Source organism: Novosphingobium meiothermophilum (genome assembly GCF_003171715.1).
Classification (GTDB): domain Bacteria; phylum Pseudomonadota; class Alphaproteobacteria; order Sphingomonadales; family Sphingomonadaceae; genus Novosphingobium; species Novosphingobium meiothermophilum.
Genome location: NZ_QGHL01000007.1, coordinates 40,627 through 61,024, shown reverse-complemented (window position 1 = coordinate 61,024; position 20,398 = coordinate 40,627). Strand labels below are relative to the sequence as shown.

The 20,398-nt window shown below is 63.8% G+C and carries 24 protein-coding genes and 1 tRNA gene; 6 read left to right on the top strand and 19 right to left on the bottom strand.

Annotation, left to right across the window (positions count from 1 at the left end; translation table 11 throughout):
• Window positions 1-14 precede the first annotated feature (14 nt).
• The 5 genes from dapF (at window position 15) to DKM43_RS04505 (ending at window position 4,368) form a co-directional block, all read left to right on the top strand.
• The gene (gene dapF, locus DKM43_RS04525; protein ID WP_109797308.1) at window positions 15-824 is read left to right on the top strand and encodes a diaminopimelate epimerase; all 810 of its coding nucleotides are present in this window, start codon (window positions 15-17) and stop codon (window positions 822-824) included.
• Window positions 821-2,020 carry a MiaB/RimO family radical SAM methylthiotransferase gene (locus tag DKM43_RS04520; protein ID WP_109797307.1) on the top strand — a complete coding sequence of 400 codons (1,200 nt, stop codon included), beginning with the start codon at window positions 821-823 and terminating at the stop codon, window positions 2,018-2,020. The genes dapF and DKM43_RS04520 overlap by 4 nt, the downstream gene beginning before the upstream one ends.
• Window positions 2,017-2,943, top strand: a complete 927-nt coding sequence (gene ftsY, locus DKM43_RS04515; RefSeq protein WP_109797306.1) for a signal recognition particle-docking protein FtsY — start codon at window positions 2,017-2,019, stop codon at window positions 2,941-2,943. Before DKM43_RS04520 ends, ftsY begins: the two co-directional genes overlap by 4 nt.
• A complete protein-coding gene (locus tag DKM43_RS04510; protein ID WP_109797305.1) occupies window positions 2,940-3,599 on the top strand; it encodes an inner membrane-spanning protein YciB in 660 nt (219 codons plus the stop codon). The genes ftsY and DKM43_RS04510 overlap by 4 nt, the downstream gene beginning before the upstream one ends.
• A 196-nt stretch (window positions 3,600-3,795) precedes the next feature.
• Entirely contained in the window at window positions 3,796-4,368 is a 573-nt protein-coding gene (locus tag DKM43_RS04505; RefSeq protein ID WP_109797304.1) for a urate hydroxylase PuuD, read from the top strand.
• A gap of 79 nt (window positions 4,369-4,447) precedes the next feature.
• On the opposite strand, the gene DKM43_RS04500 is transcribed toward DKM43_RS04505, so the two are convergent.
• From DKM43_RS04500 to DKM43_RS04440, 14 genes are all read right to left on the bottom strand, one after another.
• Window positions 4,448-4,840 (bottom strand): response regulator, encoded by a 393-nt coding sequence (locus DKM43_RS04500; RefSeq protein WP_109797303.1) that lies wholly within the window; start codon window positions 4,838-4,840, stop codon window positions 4,448-4,450.
• A gap of 2 nt (window positions 4,841-4,842) precedes the next feature.
• Window positions 4,843-6,774, bottom strand: a complete 1,932-nt coding sequence (locus tag DKM43_RS04495; protein WP_109797302.1) for a potassium transporter Kup — start codon at window positions 6,772-6,774, stop codon at window positions 4,843-4,845.
• Between the two features lie 164 nt (window positions 6,775-6,938).
• On the bottom strand, window positions 6,939-7,640 hold the full coding sequence (locus DKM43_RS04490; RefSeq protein ID WP_109797301.1) for a tetratricopeptide repeat protein: 702 nt from the start codon (window positions 7,638-7,640) through the stop codon (window positions 6,939-6,941).
• Window positions 7,637-8,074, bottom strand: coding sequence for a cytochrome c-type biogenesis protein (locus tag DKM43_RS04485; RefSeq protein WP_109797300.1), 438 nt, complete (start codon window positions 8,072-8,074; stop codon window positions 7,637-7,639). Before DKM43_RS04485 ends, DKM43_RS04490 begins: the two co-directional genes overlap by 4 nt.
• Complete coding sequence (locus DKM43_RS04480; RefSeq protein WP_109797299.1) at window positions 8,071-8,622, bottom strand: DsbE family thiol:disulfide interchange protein; 552 nt, start codon at window positions 8,620-8,622, stop codon at window positions 8,071-8,073. The genes DKM43_RS04485 and DKM43_RS04480 overlap by 4 nt, the downstream gene beginning before the upstream one ends.
• A complete protein-coding gene (locus DKM43_RS04475) occupies window positions 8,619-10,574 on the bottom strand; it encodes a heme lyase CcmF/NrfE family subunit (RefSeq protein WP_109797298.1) in 1,956 nt (651 codons plus the stop codon). The genes DKM43_RS04480 and DKM43_RS04475 overlap by 4 nt, the downstream gene beginning before the upstream one ends.
• On the bottom strand, window positions 10,571-11,041 hold the full coding sequence (gene ccmE, locus DKM43_RS04470; RefSeq protein WP_109797297.1) for a cytochrome c maturation protein CcmE: 471 nt from the start codon (window positions 11,039-11,041) through the stop codon (window positions 10,571-10,573). The genes DKM43_RS04475 and ccmE overlap by 4 nt, the downstream gene beginning before the upstream one ends.
• On the bottom strand, window positions 11,038-11,178 hold the full coding sequence (locus tag DKM43_RS16560; RefSeq protein ID WP_201739780.1) for a hypothetical protein: 141 nt from the start codon (window positions 11,176-11,178) through the stop codon (window positions 11,038-11,040). Before DKM43_RS16560 ends, ccmE begins: the two co-directional genes overlap by 4 nt.
• Before the next feature lie 7 nt (window positions 11,179-11,185).
• Entirely contained in the window at window positions 11,186-11,914 is a 729-nt protein-coding gene (gene ccmC / locus DKM43_RS04465; protein ID WP_109797296.1) for a heme ABC transporter permease CcmC, read from the bottom strand.
• Between the two features lie 164 nt (window positions 11,915-12,078).
• Window positions 12,079-12,155 (bottom strand) — tRNA-His (locus DKM43_RS04460).
• A gap of 119 nt (window positions 12,156-12,274) precedes the next feature.
• Window positions 12,275-13,282 carry a type II secretion system minor pseudopilin GspK gene (gene gspK / locus DKM43_RS04455; RefSeq protein ID WP_109797295.1) on the bottom strand — a complete coding sequence of 336 codons (1,008 nt, stop codon included), beginning with the start codon at window positions 13,280-13,282 and terminating at the stop codon, window positions 12,275-12,277.
• A 20-nt stretch (window positions 13,283-13,302) separates the two neighbouring features.
• Entirely contained in the window at window positions 13,303-13,914 is a 612-nt protein-coding gene (gene gspJ, locus DKM43_RS04450; RefSeq protein ID WP_161554034.1) for a type II secretion system minor pseudopilin GspJ, read from the bottom strand.
• On the bottom strand, window positions 13,911-14,300 hold the full coding sequence (gene gspI, locus DKM43_RS04445) for a type II secretion system minor pseudopilin GspI (protein ID WP_109797293.1): 390 nt from the start codon (window positions 14,298-14,300) through the stop codon (window positions 13,911-13,913). The genes gspJ and gspI overlap by 4 nt, the downstream gene beginning before the upstream one ends.
• Window positions 14,290-14,748: a GspH/FimT family pseudopilin gene (locus DKM43_RS04440; RefSeq protein ID WP_161554033.1), complete on the bottom strand. Its 459-nt coding sequence runs from the start codon at window positions 14,746-14,748 to the stop codon at window positions 14,290-14,292. The genes gspI and DKM43_RS04440 overlap by 11 nt, the downstream gene beginning before the upstream one ends.
• A gap of 96 nt (window positions 14,749-14,844) precedes the next feature.
• Here DKM43_RS04440 and DKM43_RS04435 point away from each other — a divergent pair, with 96 nt between their 5' ends.
• Window positions 14,845-15,492: a prolyl hydroxylase family protein gene (locus DKM43_RS04435; protein WP_109797291.1), complete on the top strand. Its 648-nt coding sequence runs from the start codon at window positions 14,845-14,847 to the stop codon at window positions 15,490-15,492.
• 12 nt (window positions 15,493-15,504) lie between these two features.
• Here the strand turns inward: DKM43_RS04435 and DKM43_RS04430 are convergent, their stop codons facing one another.
• From DKM43_RS04430 to bamA, 5 genes are all read right to left on the bottom strand, one after another.
• Complete coding sequence (locus tag DKM43_RS04430) at window positions 15,505-15,945, bottom strand: MarR family winged helix-turn-helix transcriptional regulator (RefSeq protein WP_161554032.1); 441 nt, start codon at window positions 15,943-15,945, stop codon at window positions 15,505-15,507.
• Between the two features lie 153 nt (window positions 15,946-16,098).
• The gene (rpmE, locus tag DKM43_RS04425; RefSeq protein WP_084278040.1) at window positions 16,099-16,323 is read right to left on the bottom strand and encodes a 50S ribosomal protein L31; all 225 of its coding nucleotides are present in this window, start codon (window positions 16,321-16,323) and stop codon (window positions 16,099-16,101) included.
• A gap of 100 nt (window positions 16,324-16,423) precedes the next feature.
• Entirely contained in the window at window positions 16,424-16,897 is a 474-nt protein-coding gene (gene fabZ / locus DKM43_RS04420) for a 3-hydroxyacyl-ACP dehydratase FabZ (protein ID WP_109797289.1), read from the bottom strand.
• 40 nt (window positions 16,898-16,937) lie between these two features.
• Entirely contained in the window at window positions 16,938-17,624 is a 687-nt protein-coding gene (locus tag DKM43_RS04415) for an OmpH family outer membrane protein (protein WP_109797288.1), read from the bottom strand.
• A complete protein-coding gene (gene bamA, locus DKM43_RS04410; RefSeq protein WP_109797977.1) occupies window positions 17,624-20,212 on the bottom strand; it encodes an outer membrane protein assembly factor BamA in 2,589 nt (862 codons plus the stop codon). The genes DKM43_RS04415 and bamA overlap by 1 nt, the downstream gene beginning before the upstream one ends.
• Window positions 20,213-20,398 lie beyond the last annotated feature (186 nt).

Sequence of the window (20,398 nt, the reverse complement as noted above, 5' to 3'; positions counted from 1 at the left end):
TTAAGTCGCGGGCCATGCGCATTCCCTTTCGCAAGATGCATGGTCTCGGCAACGACTTCGTGGTGATCGACGCACGCGCAGCGCCGGTGATAATGACCGCGCGGCGCGCCGCCGCATTGGCCGACAGGCGCACCGGGATCGGCTGCGATCAGCTAATCGTGCTTGAACCATCGGCCGTGGCGGATGTGCGGATGCGGATCTTCAATCACGATGGCAGCGAAGTGGAAGCCTGCGGAAACGCAAGCCGCGCGGTCGGCCTGCTGCTGGGTGGCGATCAGAGCATCGAAACGCTGGGGGGCGTTATCCGCTCATCCGCGCGCGAAGACGGTGTATCGGTCGACATGGGCGCGCCCCGCCTGCGCTGGGATGAAATCCCCGTGGCCTATGCCATGGATACGCTGGAAATGCCGGTCGGCTGGGAAGACCTCGAAAACCCGGTGGGCGTCAATGTCGGCAATCCGCACGTGGTATTCTTCGTGCCCGATACCGACGCGATCGACCTGGCGCGGCTTGGCCCTTTGATCGAATGCGACCCGCTGTTTCCGCAGAAGATCAATGTCAATGTCGCCAGCCTGATCGGCACCGATCATCTCAGGCTGCGCGTCTGGGAGCGCGGAGCAGGTCTTACGCAGGCATGCGGCACCGGTGCCTGCGCCACGGCCGTGGCGGCGATCCGGCGCAAGCTGACCGGGCGCCGGGTGCGGGTCGACCTGCCGGGAGGGCCGCTTGTCATCACATGGCCCGAAGGCGGCACCATCGACATGACCGGCCCCGCCGCCACGAGCTTTGAAGGCACGTTCGCGGACACCGATTTCCCGGCATGAGCCAGCTCACCCCTTCCGGCGAAGTCATCTCGCTCGGCTGCCGTCTGAACATTGCCGAAAGCGAGGCAATCCGCGGGTTTCTTGCCGATGCTCCGCCCACGGTGGTGGTCAACTCTTGCGCCGTGACCGCCGAAGCGGTGCGCCAGTCACGCCGGGCAGTGCGACGCCTGCGCCGCGCGCATCCCGGCGCTCGGCTCGTTGTCACGGGCTGTGCCGCAACGATCGATGCAGATGCCTTTGCCGCGATGGCCGAAGTGGACGCGGTCGTATCCAACAGCCTCAAGCTCCGGCCCGAAAGCTGGGCTGCAAACCCCGCTCGGCCGCCGCGCGCGGCCGGTTCGCATACCCGCGCTTTTGTCCCCGTGCAGAACGGCTGCGATCATGCCTGCACGTTCTGCATCATACCGCAGGGGCGCGGGGCAAGCGTATCTGTGCCAGTCCCCAGCGTGCTGGAGGCAATCGGCCAGACCGTGCTTGCCGGAGAGCGGCCGGTGCATGAAGTGGTCCTCACGGGCGTCGATGTCACCTCGTGGGGCGCGGACCTTCCCGGCGCACCGAAACTCGGCCACCTGGTGCAGGCGATCCTCGATGCCTTTCCCACTCTTCCCCGCCTGCGCCTGTCATCGCTCGACGGCGTTGAGATCGATCCGCTGCTGTTCGATCTCATCACGCAGGAACCGCGCGTGATGCCGCACATCCACCTTTCGCTGCAATCCGGCAGCGACATGGTGCTCAAGCGAATGAAACGCCGCCATTCGCGCCGCGATGCCATCGCTCTGGTCGAGCGCATGAAGGCCCGGCGCCCGGACATTGCCATCGGCGCCGATCTGATTGCCGGCTTCCCCACCGAAACCGCCCGGATGCACGCCGAGAACCTTTCCATCGTGTCGGAATGCGCGGTCGTGCATGCACACATCTTTCCCTATTCGCCGCGCCCCGGCACTCCGGCAGCGCGGATGCCGCAGGTCGATCCGGTGCTGGTGCGCGAACGAGCCGCCGAACTGCGCGCGCTGGCCGGGCGTGAACGCACGCGCTGGCTGGAAACGCTGGTCGCAAGCCCCGCACAGGTTCTTGCCGAACGCGACGGAACCGGCCATGCGCCCAATTTTGCCTGTTACCGCGTGCCGGTCGGCACTCCTGCGGGAAACATCGTCACGGTAACGCCGACAAGGATTGTCGAAGGAATGCTGGAATGAGTGGCGAAAGCTGGACCGACCGCTTGCTGGGCGGGTTTCGCAAGACCTCGGAACGCCTTGCCGAAAATCTTGGCGGGATCGTGGGCACAACGCGCCTGACCGAGGCGCAACTTGACGACATCGAGGATGCGCTGATCCTCTCGGACCTCGGACCGCGCGCGGCGGCCCGCATCCGCGCGAAACTGAAGGATGCGCGCTTTGCCGCCGGGATTACCGAGCAGGGCCTGAGGGAGGCCGTGGCCGAAGAAATCGCGGCCATCCTTCGTCCGGTGGCCAAGCCGCTTGAGATCGTGGCCTTCCCGCGCCCGCAGGTGATCCTCGTGATCGGGGTGAACGGATCGGGCAAGACCACCACCATCGCCAAGCTGGCGCACCTGTTCCAGGAACAGGATTATGGTGTGATGCTGGCAGCGGGCGATACCTTCCGCGCCGCCGCCATCGGCCAGTTGAAGGTCTGGGCAGACCGGCTGGGGGTGCCTATCGTGACCGGACCGGAAGGCGGCGATCCTGCCTCGATCGTGTTCGATGCGGTCAAGGCCGCGACCGAGACCGGCATTGACACGCTGATCGTGGACACAGCGGGCCGTCTTCAGAACAAGCGCGAACTGATGGACGAACTGGCCAAGGTGCGCCGCGTGCTTGGCCGCCTGAATCCGCAAGCACCCCATGACGTGGTGCTGGTGCTCGACGCCACCAACGGGCAGAATGCGCTTCAGCAAATCGAGATCTTCAAGGAAGTGGCGGGCGTGACCGGCCTCATCATGACCAAGCTGGATGGCACCGCGCGCGGCGGAGTGCTGGTGGCAGCGGCAGAACAATATGGTCTGCCTATTCATGCCATCGGCGTTGGCGAGAAGATCGACGATCTGCGGCCCTTCGACCCCGATCTTGTGGCCAAGGTCATTGCAGGAGTATTCCGGTGAGCACGACGGACAGGAAGCCCCGGTCATCCTGGATCAATCTGGCGGTCGATTACGGACCGCTGCTGGTGTTCTTCCTCGCCTATCGCCACTTCAAGCCGGAAGGCGCGGAAGCCGGGCTTGGCGAGGTGGTGGCCGTGACCAAGGGAACCGCCGCATTCATGGCGGCCACCGTAATCGCCCTCATCGTATCGAAATGGCGACTGGGCAAGGTATCGCCGATGCTGTGGCTTTCCACGGTGCTGATCCTCGGCTTCGGCACGCTTACGGTGCTGCTGGGCGATCCGTTCTGGATTCAGGTAAAGCCGACCGCGATCTACCTGCTGTTTGCGGGCGTGCTGTTTGCCGGGCTTGCACGCGGCAAGGCCATGCTGCGCTATCTGCTGGAGGCAGCCTTCGACGGCCTGAGCGAAGAAGGCTGGATCAAGCTTTCGCGCAACTGGGCCTTCTTCTTCCTGTTCCTGGCCGGACTGAACGAAGTGCTGCGCCACTTCTTCAACACGGCCAACGGCAATTTCGAAATCTGGCTTCAGGCAAAGCTGTGGGGCGTGACGGCGCTTTCGTTCCTGTTCACCTTCGCGCAAATCCCGATGCTGATGAGGCACGGACTGGCCGTTGAGGCGGAAACCGAGGTGGAGCAGAACCCGCCGCACGACTGATGCGGCTGCGGGAACAAACTGGACTGGCCGCGCCGGCCCGTGCCCTTCGGACAGGATGCCTGCGCGTGGTTTTCGTGTGACTTTTGCAACACATTTTTGTGTGACATTCGCCGCACCGTGCCTAATATGCGGGGAACCGTAGGCGCTTCAGGTCGTGCGCCGGAATGACAGACGGTTGTATAAAGGGGGAAATCTCATGGCCAAGTTCTTTGGCAACCTTCATCTTGTGCTTGTTACCGGCCTTGTCGCCGCAATCGTGCTGATGATGGGCTTTACCGATTCCGCACCGGTCGATGCGAACTCGGTGCTGCGCTGGCTGCACATCTTCTTCGGGATCGTGTGGATCGGCCTGCTTTATTACCTGAACTTCGTGCAGGTGCCCACCATGCCCAAGATCCCGGCAGAGCAGAAGGGCGCCATCACCGGCTTCATCGCGCCCAAGGTATTCTTCTTCTTCCGCTATGGCGCGCTGCTCACGGTCATCACCGGCCTCGGCATTGCCGTGGTTTCGGGCTACGCCCATCAGGCCATGACGCTCACGGGCGAAGGCAATGTCCGCCTGATCGGCATCGGCATGTGGCTGGCGCTCATCATGGCGTTCAACGTGTGGTTCATCATCTGGCCCGCCCAGAAGAAGATTCTCGGCATCGTCGAAGCATCGGCCGAAGAAAAGGCCGCCGCCGCACCGCGCGCGCTCTATGCCAGCCGCACCAACACGCTGCTGTCGATCCCCATGCTCTACGCCATGGTCAGCGCGAACCTCGGCTGAAGCCGACACACCCGTTGCTGACACGCGACAAGGAAGGGGGCGCGGCGCGCAAACGCCGCGCCCTTATTCGTGGGCGCTTTCAGGTGGCAAGCAGGCTGGCCAGCTTTGCCAGCAGATCATCTTCCGCATAGGGCTTGGCAATCAGCGGGCGATCCGCAAACGCCGACTCGACCGAGCCATAGCCAGTAGCAATGACGAAGGGGATGGCCTGCCCCGCAAGAGCGATGGCCACGGGAAGACCGGGGTCGCCACACAGGTTCCAGTCGAGCACAGCGGCATCGATATGCGGTGCGCCAAGTCTGACGCCGCCGATGGCCTGCAAGGCATCATCCACCCGACCGACCGGCCCCAGCGCAATCGCGCCTGCATGGTCCAGTGCTTCGGCCACCATGGCCGCCACGATGAACTCGTCCTCGATCACCAGAATGCGCTTGCCCGCAAGCGCGCCATAAATGGCAGGCTCCGATGCCATGCTCAGATCTTGAGCTGGCTGCCCAGCTCAACCACGCGGTTGGTGGGCAGGCGGAAGAACTCCATCGCGCTCGCCGCATTGCGCAGCATCCATGCAAACAGCTTTTCCCGCCACAGCGCCATGCCCGGCTTGTCTGACGGAAGCAGCGTCTGGCGCGAGAGGAAGAAGCTGGTCTTCATCATGTTGAACGGTTCGCCGCACATGTCGACTCGCTTGAGCGCGGCTGGCACATCGGTTTCCTCAAGGAAGCCGAACCGCAGCGTCAGCCGGTAGAACCCGTTGCCGAAGTCCTTGACCGAGTAGCGCTCGCTCTCCTCCACATAGGGCACGTCCTCGATCGAGACGGTGAGGATGACCACGCGCTCGTGCAGCACCTTGTTGTGCTTGATGTTGTGCAGCAGCGCCGAGGGCACACCCGACGATGTGGACGCCATGAAAATGGCCGTGCCGGACACGCGCGCGGCGCTGGAATGGGCCGACTTGGTAAAGACTTCGAGCGGGATCGTGCCTTCGGCCATGTTGGCCCGCATCAGCGCGCGCCCGCGCGACCAAGTGGTAAGCAGGGTGAAGATCGCCACGCCCATGAGCAGCGGCACCCAGCCGCCATCAGGGATCTTGGTAAGGTTCGCGCCAAGGTATGCCCCATCGATCGCGAAGAACAGGGCCAGCATGGCAATGGCGGCAGGGGCTTTCCACTGCCAAAGCTTGAACAGCACCACCGCCAGCAGGAAATTGTCGATCAGCATCGCGCCGGTCACGGCGATGCCATAGGCCGCCGTGAGATTCGACGAACGCTGGAACACCAGCACCAGCAGGATGACCGCAATCATCAGCGCCCAGTTGATGACGGGAATGTAGATCTGGCCCGCCGCGGTCGAGGTGTGCTTGATCGTCATGCGCGGGATGAAGCCAAGCTGGATCGCCTGCTGCGTCACCGAGAATGCGCCTGAGATCACGGCCTGCGAAGCGATGATTGCCGCGGCCGAGGCAATGAACAGCAGGGGCCACTGGAACCATTCGGGCGCAAGGAAATAGAACGGGCTGGCCAACGCCGAGGGATCGCGGATCAGGAGGGATGCCTGGCCCAGATAGTTGAGCACCAGCGCAGGCAGGACAAACACCAGCCACGACACGCGGATCGGATTGCGCCCGAAATGGCCCATGTCGGCATAAAGCGCCTCCGCCCCGGTAACGGCCAGCACGGCCGCCCCCATGGCAAGGAATCCGCGAAACGGATCGGCAATGAACATGCTGGCAGCATGATGCGGGCTGAGCGCGCCGATGACCTGCGGATGCTGGGCAATGCTGAAGGCGCCAAGCGTGGCAATGGTGGCGAAATAGAGCAGCATGACCGGGCCGAACAGGGCCGAAACACGCTCGGTCCCGCGGCTCTGGATGAGGAACAGGCCGATGAGAATGCCGACGACAAGGGGAACGATCATCCCCTGCATCCGCGGCTCGTAAACCGAAAGCCCCTCGATCGCGCCCATGACCGACACGGCCGGGGTAATCATCGAATCGCCATAGAACAGCGCCGTGGCGAAAACGCCCAGCAGAATGATGCCCCTGCCCCAGCGCTTGCCATCGGTGTGCTGGTTGATGAGCGCAAGCAGGGCAAGGCTGCCGCCTTCGCCCTTGTTGTCAGCGCGCATGATGATCGTCACATACTTGAACGTGACGATGATCATCATCGACCAGAACATGAGGCTGATGATGCCGTAGATATGCAGAAGGTCGAGCGGCAGCGGGTGGTGGCCGTCAAACGTATCGCGCAGCGCATAGAGCGGGCTGGTGCCGATGTCGCCAAAGACGACACCAATGGCCCCGACCGCAAGCTTCATCACTGAACCTTGCGTATGCGAGTGTCCCGCCGCGTGTCCCGCCGCCTGCACGGTCGGACCAGTGCATTCAGCGGCATTTTCGGCATTACTCATGGCAACGGTGCCCCCGGCCCTTCAGCCCTGAACCAGTTCCCCCGAAACGGCGGAATGGCGCGGCGCTTTAGCACCGCCCGAAGCCCCCCGCAATGGCTGGCGCGGGGCCGAAGCAAGCGTGTCAATCTGACGCGAGACATGCCGTGTCAGATATAGAATAAACTCTATTTATCAGTCTGTTGCGAATCTTCGCCCGATGTCGTCGAAGGTGCCGGAACAGGCGCCCCGGTGGTTTCGGCACCACCTGCCATGGCAATCATCGAATCAAGACGCTGGATGCGCTCCACCAGATCGGCACGATAAGGCGCATTGGCGGGGGAACGCGCCAGCAGTTCGGCCCAGATCGCCCGCGCATCGGGCAGACGGCCAGACTGCGCCAGCGCCAGCCCCATGAAGAACGGCGGTCCGGGGTGGGCGGGATCAAGGCTCGCCGCCTTCTGGAAGGCAAACTGCGCTGCGGGCGAAATCATCCCGTCGCTATGGCCGACCAGCGCATTGCCCAGCGAAACCCACAGGTCCGCATCGTTGGGGAACTGCTGCGTGCCCTTGCGCAGGACTTCGGCTGCCGCACCATACTGCCCCTGACGGGCAAGACCGTCGGCGAGGATCAGCCAGCTTTGCCCCTTGGCGAAACCGTCGCCCATCTGCTGACGCTGCTTGATGAGCGCTTCGTCGGCCGCACGCCTGTTCTCGACCGGTGCCTTGGGCGCGCCGGGCATGGCGGGGCGCCCCTGCAAGGCATAACCGGCAATGCCGAGCAGCAGAGCGGCCCCCGTCAGTTCCCATCCGGCGCGCGGCATCCTGAGCACGAATGCCATGACGAGAAACGCACCGGCAGCAGCAAAGAGGACAACAACCCAGGTCATTCGGCGCGCTCCGCCTTGGCAGGACCGCGGCGAAACCGGCCGCGCAGCAGGATCGCCGCGAGAAGCAGGATCACCAGCGGCGCAGCGAAGAGCGGCCACATGATCGGCTTGTTCTGCGGCGCGTAGCTGACGTAATCGCCGTAGCGTTCGATCAGCCATGCGCGGATTGCCTCGGGATCCTCGCCTGCGGCAATGCGGCTGCGCACCTGGTGTCGCATGTCGCCCGCCATCGGGGCATCGCTGTCGGCAATCGACTGGCTCTGGCACTTGAGACAGCGCAGCGTTTCCATCAGGCGCTGGGCCTTGGCTTCAAGCACGGGATCGTCAAGCTGGCGATAGGCGAGCGGTGCGGGCGGCAGTTGATCCTGCGCCAGCGCAGGAACCACGAGCAGAACGGAAAGGGTCGCCCATATGGCAAGGATCAGGCGCTTCACGACTGCGCCTCCTTCAGCTTGGCAAGGATCATTGGCACGTCCTCAGCCCGGATCTCGCCGATGTGCTGATAGCGGATCACGCCCTTGCCGTCGATCACGAAGGTTTCGGGCACGCCCGATGATCCAATGCCGACCTGCACTTCGGACAGGTCATCGCGGCCGATGCGGGCAAAGGGATTTCCGTAAGTGGCAAGAAAACGGTCCAGATCGGCCTTGCGGTCGCGGATGGCAACGCCGTCAATCTCGACCCCATGTCGCCGCAGCGCCTCAAGCTGCGGTGCCTCGACCGCGCAGGGCACACACCAGCTTGCAAAGACATTGAGCAGGCGCGGCTTGCCCGTTTGCATCTGCGCGCTCGACAAGCCGGGGCGGTCATCGGTGGCGGCGGGCAGATCAAACTGCGGCAGCGGCTTGCCGATGAATGCGCTGGCGACCTCGGTATTGGCAGGCCGATAAAGGCCCCAGATCACCAGCGCCAGAAAGGCGCCGAACAGCGCAAGCGGCAGCCACATGGCAAGGCCGGCGCGCCGGGGAGTCTCCGCGGTCATTTCAGTGCTTCCTGACGCGCCTTGCGGAAGGCGATCTTGTCGTTCACGCGCAGCCGCTTCACATCCTGCGCCACCCTGCCGATCAGTGCCAGCAGACCGCCAAAAGCCACCAGCAGGCCGCCAAGCCAGAGCAGCGGCACGAACGGCTTCCACCAGAACCGCATCTGCCAGCGGCCATCATCACCCTCGTTGCCGAGAACGGCATAGAGTTGCCCGTTCCAGCGCGTGTGCAGCGCGGATTCGGTGCGTTCACCAGGCGGCGATGAGAACGTGCGCGCCTGCGGGTGAAGCGTGACTGGCGCACCGCCCTTGTAGGAGGCGCTGATCGTGGCTTCAAGCGCGGTCCAGTTCGGCCCTGCCACGGGTTCGATGCTTTCCAGCCGCAGGGTGATCGGACCAACGCTCTGCCTATCGCCCACGTTCATTGCGGCAAGGCGCTCGGTTGAAAAAGCGCTTTCGCTGGCGGCCCCGATCAAGGCCACGGCCAGACCGAAGTGCCCAACGACCATGCCCCATACCGAAAGGGGCGTGCGGCGCAGGTTGCGGCCGCGCAGGGGCAACCAGCTTGCCAGTGCAAGCCCCGCCCCCACCGCAAGGCCGAGCATCGGCAGGAGATTGATGCCGGGGGCAAGCAGAACCACCGCCAGCAAGGCAAGGGCGCTTGCCAGCGCGGGCACGGCCACCGTGGCGGAAATGCGCGACGGGTTGTCCCTTCGCCAGCGCAGCAGCGGGCCTACCGCCATCATCACCATCATGGGCAGCGCAAAGATCGCCCCCACCGGATTGAAATAGGGCGGGCCGACCGAAACCTTTGCCCCGAACGCTTCGGTCATCAGCGGGTAGAGCGTGCCCAGCAGGACGATGGCGAGAATGCCGCACAGCATCACGTTGTTGAACACGAGGCTCGCCTCGCGGCTGACAAGGCTGAAACGCTCACCCTCGGTCACGGTATTGGCGCGCACGCCGAACAGGACCAGCGCTCCGCCGATGTAGATGGCGAGAAGTGCGAGAATGAACGAGCCGCGTTCGGGATCAACCGCGAAGGCATGAACCGAAGTCAGAATGCCCGATCGCACCAGGAACGTGCCGACCATCGACATCGAAAAGGCGATGACGCCAAGCATCACCGTCCATGCGCGCAGGGCATTGCGGCTGGCCAGCACGGATGCGGAATGCAGCAGGGCCGTTGCGGCAAGCCATGGCATGAGCGAGGCGTTCTCGACCGGATCCCAGAACCACCAACCGCCCCAGCCAAGCGTATAATAGGCCCAGTAGGAACCTGCCGTGATACCGATGGTCAGGAAGATCCACGCCCCCAGCACCCACGGACGCATGGCGCGCGCAAAGGCCGGGCCGACATCACGCGTGATCAACGCGCCGATCGCAAAGCTGAACGCCACCGACAGGCCGACATAGCCGACATAGAGCGTGGGCGGATGAAAGGCGAGGCCAACATCCTGAAGCAGCGGGTTCAGCCCCATGCCTTCGGGTGCGGGTTCGGGCAGGCGCTCGAACGGGTTTGAGGACAAGAGCAGGAAGGCATAGAAACCAAGACTGACGAACGCCTGTCCGGCAAGCGTCGCGATGAGCGTATCCTCGCGCAACCGCTTTTCGACCAGCGCGACCACGCCTCCCGATACCGCCATGATCGTGACCCACAGCAGCATCGAGCCTTCGTGGTTGCCCCATGTGCCGGCAAGCTTGAAGATGAACGGCTTCATCGAATGGCTGTTGGCCGCCACCAGCTTTACCGAAAGATCGGTTTCCAGAAAGAGATCGATCAGCGCCATGAAGGACAGGGCAACGAGCAGTCCCTGCATCACGGCCAGCGGCCGCACTACTCCAGCCAGCGCCTTGCCGCCGGGGCGAAGCGCCGAAAATCCGGCGAAAAGCTGCAACACGGCAAGGGCTGCCGCCATCCACAGGACGGCAAGGCCGATTTCGGCAATCATTTGGTTTCAGCCACCACTTGCTTGATCTGTTCGGCGCTCATGTCGCCCATCTGGCGCGGCACGTAGTTCTCGTCGTGCTTGGCAAGGAGATTGTCGGCCACGAAGACATTGCCTTCCATGCGTCCTTCGGCAACCACACCGGACCCTTCTACGAAAAGATCGGGCGTGATGCCGGTATAGCGCACGGGCACCCGCGCCTTGCCATCACCCACCACGAAATCGATGGTGATGCCGTCCGGGCGGGTCTTGAGCGAACCTTTCTCGACCATGCCGCCAAGCCGGATGGCGCGCCCCTGCTCAGGCGGGACTTTCACCAGATCGGCGGGAACGTAGAAATAGCTCGCCTGATTGGACAGGGCATAGGCGGCCAGCAGGCCCGCCCCGATCAGCGCGACGAGCGCGATGACCAGAAGAACAAGACGCTGGTGCTTCGGCTTGATGCCGCCCGTGGATGTGGTGCTGTTCATCTGTTGCGAACCTTATCGCGGCGACGCTCGGCCCGGACCATCGCCGCCAGCGTCCAGCCGACAAGCAGCAGCGTGCCGATCACACCGATCGCCACGGCCGCCACGACATAATCCCACTGCTGAAGTCCTTCACGCATCTGTTTGTCACGCCATCGCTTTGCGGCGCAGGCGCGCCTCGGCCTGAATGTCGGCCAGGAGGGTGCGCATCCGCGCCAGAACGACGCCGCCGAACACCAGACTGAAACCCAGCGCCGCAATCAGCAGCGGCCACAGGAAGGTGGCGTCGATGGCAGATTTTCCTGCCGTGATCGAAGGCGGCTGGTGCAGGCTGTTCCACCACACCACCGAACGGTTGATGATCGGAATGTTGACCGCGCCGACCAGCCCGAAGATGGCGGTGATGCGACTGCCACCCCCTCCGCCAGCCATGTCGCGCTGGGCCGCGCTGGAAAGCGCGATATAGCCGAAATAGAGGAACAGCAGCACGAGAAAGCTGGTCAGACGGCCATCCCATACCCACCATGTGCCCCAGGTGGGCCGCGCCCAGATCGATCCGGTGGCAAGACAGATGGCGGTGAACGCCGCACCGGGAACTGCCGCCGCCCGCCCGGCAATGGCCGCAAGCGGATGGCGCCACACGAGTTCGACCAGACTGGCAACGGCGATGGTGGACCATCCTGCCATGCCAAGCCACGCCGCGGGCACGTGAATGAACAGGATCCGCACCGTATCGCCCATCAGCCGATCAGGGGGAACCACAAGCAGCCCGTAAAGCACCGCCCCCAGCGAGAGCAGCAGGCCGGAAACCAGAAAGAGCGGCATCATCCAGCGGGCAAGGCGCAGGAAACGGGCGGGATTGGCAAAACCGTGCATGGGCGCGGAGCAAACTGTCCTTCTCCCGGCAGGCATCAGCCGCCGGTCTGCGCCATGCTCTGCCACTTGGCGCGTAGCGGGGCAAGCGCAATGGCGGCAGGGCACACCAAAAGCCTATGACACAAGCCCAGCGCCAGCGTATTTTCCGGTGAAGAAGAAACGAATGGGGCGACCGATGGGGTTCGAACCCACGACCTCCGGTACCACAAACCGGCGCTCTAACCAACTGAGCTACGGTCGCCACATTGCGGCGCAGGCAGTGCTGCGCGGGCTGGCCCCTTCGCAGAAAGGCGCGCGAAAGGGAAGCGAAAAAATTGCGCCCCGGCCCATGCATGCAACAAAATCAGCGCGTGCCCGCCATCAACGACTGTCCCGGCCTCCCCACGCGCGGAACGCCACGCGCGGCGGATTCACTCCGACATCGATCAGCGCTTCCTCCTCAAGCCGCGCCGAATCGACCGTGACCGCAAGCCCGACGAGGAACCAGCGACTGCGCACCTGCAACTGCGAGGCCGGAACGCCGCCGCCGCCCTCGCCCGCGCCCGCACCCGCGCCGCCAAAGGCCCGCAAGGCATCTTCGGCGCTGGCCCAGCCGAGCGCAGGGCGGCTGGCAATCAGGGCGCGCGCGCGGTCCACCGGCACGGCGGCAGGCGCCACCATCGCCAGCAGCGGCGCCTGATCGGGCCGCAGGGTATTGATGTTGATCGGCGAAAGCTGCGCCACGGGCAGCGCGCAGAGCCATGGGCGCAGACGCTGGTATATCTGCGGCGTCATGCCGCGCACGGCCCGAACTTCGCTGACATCTCCGACCAGCCTGCCAGCGGTGCGATAGGGAACATCGCGGCCCTGATAGCTTTCGTCCTCGGCACCGTTCGGCGCGGGCACATTGTCGGTATCGATCCAGTCGGCCATGGCATCGCTGATGACGGTGGCCTCACCCGGATCTATGGCAAGGCTCTGCATCAGGGCGCGCAACTGGTTCAACCCGGCAACACGCAGACGCAGCGTGCCTTGCGCATCGCTTTCCACCAGCGAATTGAGATTGAAACAGTTGCCCGCATCATCCACCCGCGCCAGAACCGTGCCGCGCGGCATGGGCAGCGGAAAATCGCGTCCAAGCAGGCCGGTCCGATCAACCGTGCGTTCCTGCGACTGATCGACCAGCGCCTTGATCCGCGCCATGGCAAGCGTCTCGGCGCTGGTGGCATAGAGGCGCGCCTGCGTCATGGCCTGACCATTGCCCGCAAGGCGTGTGGCCAGATTGAGCCGGTCGAGCATGACCGCGGCAATCACCGCCATGACCGCCACGAGGAGCAGGACCGACAGCAGCGCGGCACCACGCTCGTGCGGGTTATGCGGGCCTTGCATCGATAAGAGCAGTCGCCGTCTCACTGGTAATTGACCCCGACCAGCGAAACGATCCGCAGCGGCGGCACGCCTTTTTGAGGCAGAAGCAGTTCAACCGCAACGGGTAGCTCTGCCGCCACTTGCGGATCCCAGACATCGCGCCAGTTGCCATCCTTTGCCCTGAAGCGGACCGAGGGCGGGCCGGAAAGCGGCAGCACTTCCGCGCCCGGATCAGGCGCGGCGCCATCGGGATAGGGATAGCCTGCCCGCACCAGCGCGGTCGGCGTCACGCGGTATTCCACCTTCTGCAAGGATGGACGCGCCGCCCCGTCGAGATTGTCCCAACCGCTTCGGGTAAACCGGATCAGGACGCCATCGGCATTGGCCTCGAAGGCAAGGCGCGTCGTGCCGCTCCTGTCGCGCGAAGGGCGCGGCACGGCCTGCGCAAGGTCGGCGGTCCAGACCGACAGGAAGCGACGCTGTGCGGCAATGCTGTCGGTTCGGGTGCGACTGGCCAGTTCGGCATCCACCGAAAAGCGCAGCAGGCCCAGCGCGCCCACGGCAATCACCGCAAAGAGCGCAAGGGCCACCAGCATCTCGACAAGGGTGAACCCGTTGGGCCTGACGCTCTTGTGCACAGGGGGCACCATCATGCGCCGGGCAGCCGGGTGAAATCGAGGGTGAAGGCCGCCCCTTGCGCGCCGGGCGTTGTCTCGCGCACGGAAAGGGTGATGGCCAACACCCCGTAATCTGGCCGAAACGCAACCGTGCGCGCCCATTGGAACCGGCGACCGGCATTGGTGATCGTGCCGCTTGCCGAACCGACCGAGGGCGGGCGCGGATCGGTCAGGATTTCGGCCGCCATGTTCTGCGCCACAATCTCGCGCAGCAGGCGCTGGTCGAGATCGGCCGTGCGGGAAATGCTGGCCCCCTCCATCTGCAACAAGGCGAGCGCGGCAATCGCAAAGACCGCCAGCGCTACAAGCAATTCCAGAAGCGTGAAGCCGTTCGGCGGCGATGGCCCGCGGTCAACCGGCATCGAGCGTCACCTTGCCATCGCGGCGCAGGCGCACGACAAGCGCATGGCCGGAACGGTCGAGCCGCACGTTCGCCTCGCTGCTGGCCAGCCCCAGCGAATCGAAGATCACGCGCTGGCGCCCTGCCGTGGCGCGCGTGCCCGATGCCCATGCGGTCAGATCGAAGCCCCGCCCCGGTAGCGGTTGCCACTGCTGATCGCTGCGCCGTTCGAAGTAATAGCCGCTATCGCTCACCACCAGCGCCACCGGCTGCGATCCGGTAATCGCCATGTCGCGTGCGGCAAGCGTGCGCGCGGCAAAGCGCTCCGCCTCGTCGCGCAAGGCGCGCTCGTCTCCGGGCAGCGAAAGGACCACTACGCTCGCCAGAAGGCCCATGACCATGAGCACGACCAGAACCTCTACCAGCGAGAAGCCATTGCGCGCGGGAGGATGAAATGCTGGTGCGGCCACGGCCCTTCCCATGCGGCAGAAACGTGACGGTTTTACGACCAACGGGGCGCACGGTTCAAGTTGCGGCACGGTATCCCGACAGGATAGAGCCTGCCCATGAACTTGCCCCTTTTCGATCAGGCAGCGCAGCTTTGCAGCCGGAGGCTGGCGGCCGTTCCCGGCATGATGCGTGTGCCCACGCCGCGGCTGGAAATGTTCATCCTGCGCGATTTTCTGGATGAGGCGCAATGCGCTGCTCTGATCGCGCGGATCGAACAGGACCGGCGACCCTCCACCCTTGCCGATCCGAATGGCGACAACCGGTTCCGCACCAGCGAAACCTGCGACCTGCCGATGCTGGAGCCGGATGTGATTGCGCTGGATGAGCGCCTGTCCGCGCTCTCAGGCATAGACCGCCGGTTTGGCGAGCCGATACAGGGCCAGCGCTATGAACCCGGACAGGAGTTCAAGGCCCACACCGACTATTTCGAACCGAGCGGCGCCGACTTTGCGCGCTTCTGCAACGAGGCCGGTCAGCGGACATGGACCTTCATGGTCTATCTCAACACGGTGGAAGCGGGCGGGGCAACGCGCTTCAAGGTGATCGACAAGACCATCCAGCCCGAAACCGGCAAGCTGGTCTGCTGGAACAACCGCCGGACCGATGGCAGCTGCAACCCGGCAACGCTCCATCACGCGATGAAAGTGCGCAAGGGTCTGAAATACGTGATTACCAAGTGGTATCGCGAACGCCCCTGGGGCTGAACCGCAGCGCGCTCAGCCCTCGGTATCGATGTCGCGCGCGGCGCGGATCACGGGAAGGCACCTGAACATGACATCGGCATCGGCCTCGCCCAGCAGTTCGGTGAAACGGGCCTCGTGGCGGTCTATCCGTGCCAGCGCTTCCTTGGCGATTGCCTGACCTGCCGAGGTCAGGGTCAGCGCGTGGCTGCGCCCATCAAGGCGGCGACGATCGACCAGTCCGCGCTCCATCAGGCGCGAGATGATCGGCACCATGTTGGCACGCTTGATAGCCAGTGCCTGCCCCACCTCTGTCTGTGAGCAATCGGGATTTTCAGCGATGACCAGCAACGTGGTCACTTCGGCGGGGCGCATGTCGAGATCGGACAGTTCACGCGCCAAATCAGCCATCATGACCGCCGACGCCCGGCGAAGCTGATAGCCCAGACGGCTTTCAAGGGAATTGGTCAGCGTCATGACATGATCTTTAGGAAAGCTATCGGCGATAGCAATGGCCGAAAGCGGCCTCTGGCCGGAAAGGTCAGGCCAAGCGGCAGGGCCAGCGCCTTGGCCACCAAAGAAAAGGGCGGCCATGGCCGCCCTTTGCCTGATCCGGAGATCTCGCCGCGCTCAGCGCTTGAGCGAGAGACCGCCGAAGCGCTTGTTGAACTGGGCAACGCGGCCGCCCTGGTCGAGCTGGCGAGTTCCGCCGGTCCACGCCGGGTGCGAGGTCGGGTCGATTTCGAGCGCGAGGGTATCGCCTTCCTTGCCCCAGGTGGAACGGGTCTCGAAAACGGTGCCGTCGGTCATCTGCACCTTGATCATGTGGTAGTCGGGGTGAACGCCAGTCTTCATTTCGGTAACTCCGGTGCGCAGCCGGTTCCGACCGGCCGCAAGAATCTTCAAGGCCGCGCGCCTAGCCCAAAGCCGCGCCCATGTCCAGCATGGCGCGCCTTCAGCTATCGGCGATCATCGCGGTAAAGCCCACCTCGCAGGTGATCTTGTCGCCAATCATGGCCTTTCCGGCGAACTTGCACACCCGTGCGCGCTTCTGCGTGAACTCGACATGGAGATCGAGCAGGACACCCGGTTCCACCGGATTGCGGAACTTCGCCTCCTCGATCGCCATGAAATAGACGAGCTTGCCGGAACCGGCCAGCCCCAGCGATTCCACCGCCAGAACCCCGGCGGCCTGCGCCAGCGCCTCGATCTGGAGAACGCCGGGCATGATCGGACGGCCGGGAAAATGGCCCTGAAAGAACTGTTCGTTCATCGACACGGCCTTCACCGCGTGGATGCGTTCGTTGAGGGTTATCGAGGCCACGCGATCGACCAGCAGCAAGGGATAGCGATGCGGCAGCGCCGCCATGACCTTGCGCACGTCGTAATCGGTGATGACGCCCGAAGGCGCCGCCTGCTCTTCGCTCATCTTCCCGGTCTTTCCTGCCAGTCTCTCGCGCGCGAAGGCCTTAACGGCCTTCGGGCACCTTCTTGTTGGCAGGCTGCGCTGCACCGGCCTGCTGCTGAGCAGCCTGCGCCTGGGCCTGCGCTTCACGCTGGGCGCGCGGCATCCAGCCTGCGGGCGGAACGAGCTGGGCCGAAGGGATGAGCTTGTTCAGTTCGGTGAGGATGTCCTGGTTGAGGTTGTAAACCTGACCGGCCTTGATGACGCTCTGCGAATCGATCACGAGCGAGATCTTCTTCTTGTCCATCGCGGCCTGCGTGGCGGCATCAAGCTTGTCACCGATCTGTTCGAGCACATACTGCTGCGAAAGGTTCAGCGGTTCGAGGATCTGCTGGATTTCGGCCTGACCGGCCTGCTCAAGCTGCTGAATCTGCTCATACTGCTGCTGCAATGCTGCGCGGTTGGGGTTGGCGGCCTTCGAATCGGCCGTCAGCTTGTCGATCAGCGGCTTGAGCTGCGCCTCGATCTGGGTCTTGCGGGTGTTTGCCTGATCGATCTGCGGCTTGTAGGTGACAGGGCGCTGCTGCTGCGCCGTCTGGAAGGCGCTGGATGCGGCAACCACGGCCGAAGGGTTGGCAATGGCGATGCCCTGCACGACCGTGCCGGTCGTCGCCTGCGCAAGCGCGGCATTGGGGGCAACGGCGACAGCGGCGAGGCCCGCGAGAAGTGCGGAAGCGTAACGGATGGTCATCAGAACTGTGTTCCCACGTTGAAAGTGAAGGTCTTGGGGTCGTCGCCATCGACCTTTTTCAGGACTTTGGCGAAATCGAGGCGGAACGGCCCGAACGGCGAGTTCCAGTTGACGCCGATGCCGACCGAAACGCGCGGCGAAGGCGAGTTGCCGACGAAGACTTCGTTGAAGGTCTGGATCGGGTCGCCGTTCGAGGAGCCATCCGAGGCAGTCGGGCTGCTGGTCGGCTGGCCGGTCAGACGATCGGTATAGATCCTCTGCGGATTGACGAGGTTGGGCTGGAGCGGATTGGCAATGCCCCACAAGGCGCCTGCATCAACATAGATCGAGGGGCGCAGGCCCATTTCGCGCGCACCGGAACCAAGCGGAATCTCCAGCTCGGCGCGGGTCAGGTAATAATAGCGGCCACCGATGGCGTCATCGACCCACTGGTTGCGGTCCTGCGATTCCACGCCGTTGATGATCGTCTTGCGCAGCACGCGCGGGCCGACGCCGCGAATGTCGAAGCCGCGAATCTGCGGCTCGCCAAGGAAGAAGCGGTCGGTCAGGTAAACGTCGTCGATGGTCGGATCGTTCGAACGGCTGGCGAGCGGGCGGATCGCTCCGCCCTCGCCTCGCACCGAGAAGATGAAACCGCCGCCAACCGGCCAGAACCGCGCGGCATTGGCCGTCACGCGCGCATACTTGACCGTGCCGCCAAGCCCCGCGACATCTCCGCCCAAGACAACCTGCATCCCGCGGCTCGGCCGCAGGCGGTTGTCAAGCGTATCATAGACCAGCGAGGCGCCGATGATCGAACTGGTGCGCTTGCCGATCGCATCGCACAGGAAGCGCCCGGCCAGAAGGTTGCTGCACTGCCCGTTGACGAAGAAGGTATTCCGGTCGAGCGTGACGTCGTCGATGTTGAAGGTGTAGCGACCGATCAGCGACATGTATTCGGTGAGCGGCACACCCACGCGCGCCGAAAAACCGGTTGTCGACTGCCGGTAGGTCGTGTTGCGGTTCTGGTTGGTGAAGTTGAAGCTGTTGATGTCGCGCCGATAGACATCCATCCCGAACGACACATTCTTGTCGAACAGGTAGGGTTCGGTGAAGCTGACCTGCACCGATCGGGTGAAGCGCGAATAATCGACCGAAAGGCCGATCGTCTGGCCGCGGCCTCGGAAGTTGTTCTGGCGGATCGAGCCCTGGAAGATGAAGCTTTCAAGGCTCGAAAAGCCTGCCGAAAGCTGGAGTTCGCCGGTGGGCCGTTCCTCGACGTTGGCTTCGAGAACGATCCGGTCCGGCGCGGAGCCGGGCTTCTGCTCGATCTCGAACTTTTCCTGGAAATAGCCGAGCGACTTGATGCGGTTGGTCGAGCGCTTGATCTGGAAGGTGTTGAAGGCATCGCCTTCAGCAATGCGGAACTCGCGGCGCACGACCTTGTCCTGCGTCAGCGTGTTGCCGTTCACGTCCACCCGTTCAACATAAGTGCGCGGGGCTTCGGCGATGCGGAAGGTGACCGACATCGTCAGGTCATCCTTGTTGCGCGAAAAGTCCGGCCGCACATCGGCAAAGGCATAGCCGAACGCGCCGGCGGTTTCGGTCAGGCGGTCAACCTGATCTTCGACCGCCTTCGCGTTATACCACTGGCCAGCCTTGATCGGCAGGTTGGCGGCCAGCTTCTCGCTGTCGAAATCGCGCAGCTGGCTGTCGACCTTGACGTCGCCGAACTTGTAGCGCTCGCCTTCCTCGACCACATAGGTGATGATGAAATCGCGCTTGTCAGGCGTGAGTTCCGCCACCGCCGAAACCACGCGGAAATCGGCGTAGCCCTCGGTCAGGTAGAACTGGCGCAGCTTCTGCTGGTCGAAGGCAAGACGGTCAGGGTCGTAGCTGGTGCCGGACGAGAAGATGCGGGTAAAGCTGGCCTGCTTCGTTACCATCTGGCCGCGCAGGCGCCCGTCCTTGAACTTCTCGTTGCCGATGATGTTGATCCGGCGAACCTTGGACTTCGGCCCTTCGCTGATCTCGAAGACGATATCGACGCGGTTCTGATCGAGCATGACCATCTTCGGCTCGACCGAAGCGGCAAAGCGGCCCTGACGCTTGTAGAGTTCGATGATGCGGGCAACGTCGGCCCGCACCTTGGAACGGGTGAAGATCTGGCGCGCCGCAAGCTTGATCTCAGGAAGGATCTTGTCTTCCTTGAGGCGCTTGTTGCCTTCAAGGATGATGCGGTTGATGACCGGGTTCTCCTTGACCTGCACCACAACATCGCCGCCGTTGTTGCGAATAGAGACATCGGCGAAAAGTTCGGTGGCGTAGAGATCCTTCAACGCCTGATCGCCCAGCGCCTGGGTATAGGTCTGTCCGGGGCGCAGGCGGATGTAGGAAAGGATCGTATCGGGTTCGAGGCGCTGCGAACCTTCGACCACGACCGAGCGGATCACATCGCCGGCAGGCGCCGGGCTGGCTGGCTGAGCGGCCGCGCCTTGCGCAAAGGCCACCTGCGGAACCGCCACGATCGCGCTTGTCACAAGCAGCGCCGCGCACAGCGGCGCCGACCTGGCACTCCGGCTTTCCGGCCGACCCGCGTTACCTACCATCATCACCTAGCGCCATCCCGTATCAAGTGGCGACAGGACGCCCGCAGCGGGCTTCCGGTCGCAACAAGCAATGCCGCCCTGTGCCCGATGCAACAAGGCCAATCAAGCAAACATTGCCCAGTGTTTCTGTGCAAAAGACAATCCGTGGATCATTCTCCGAAGTGCCGATAAGGCTTTCCGGTTTCC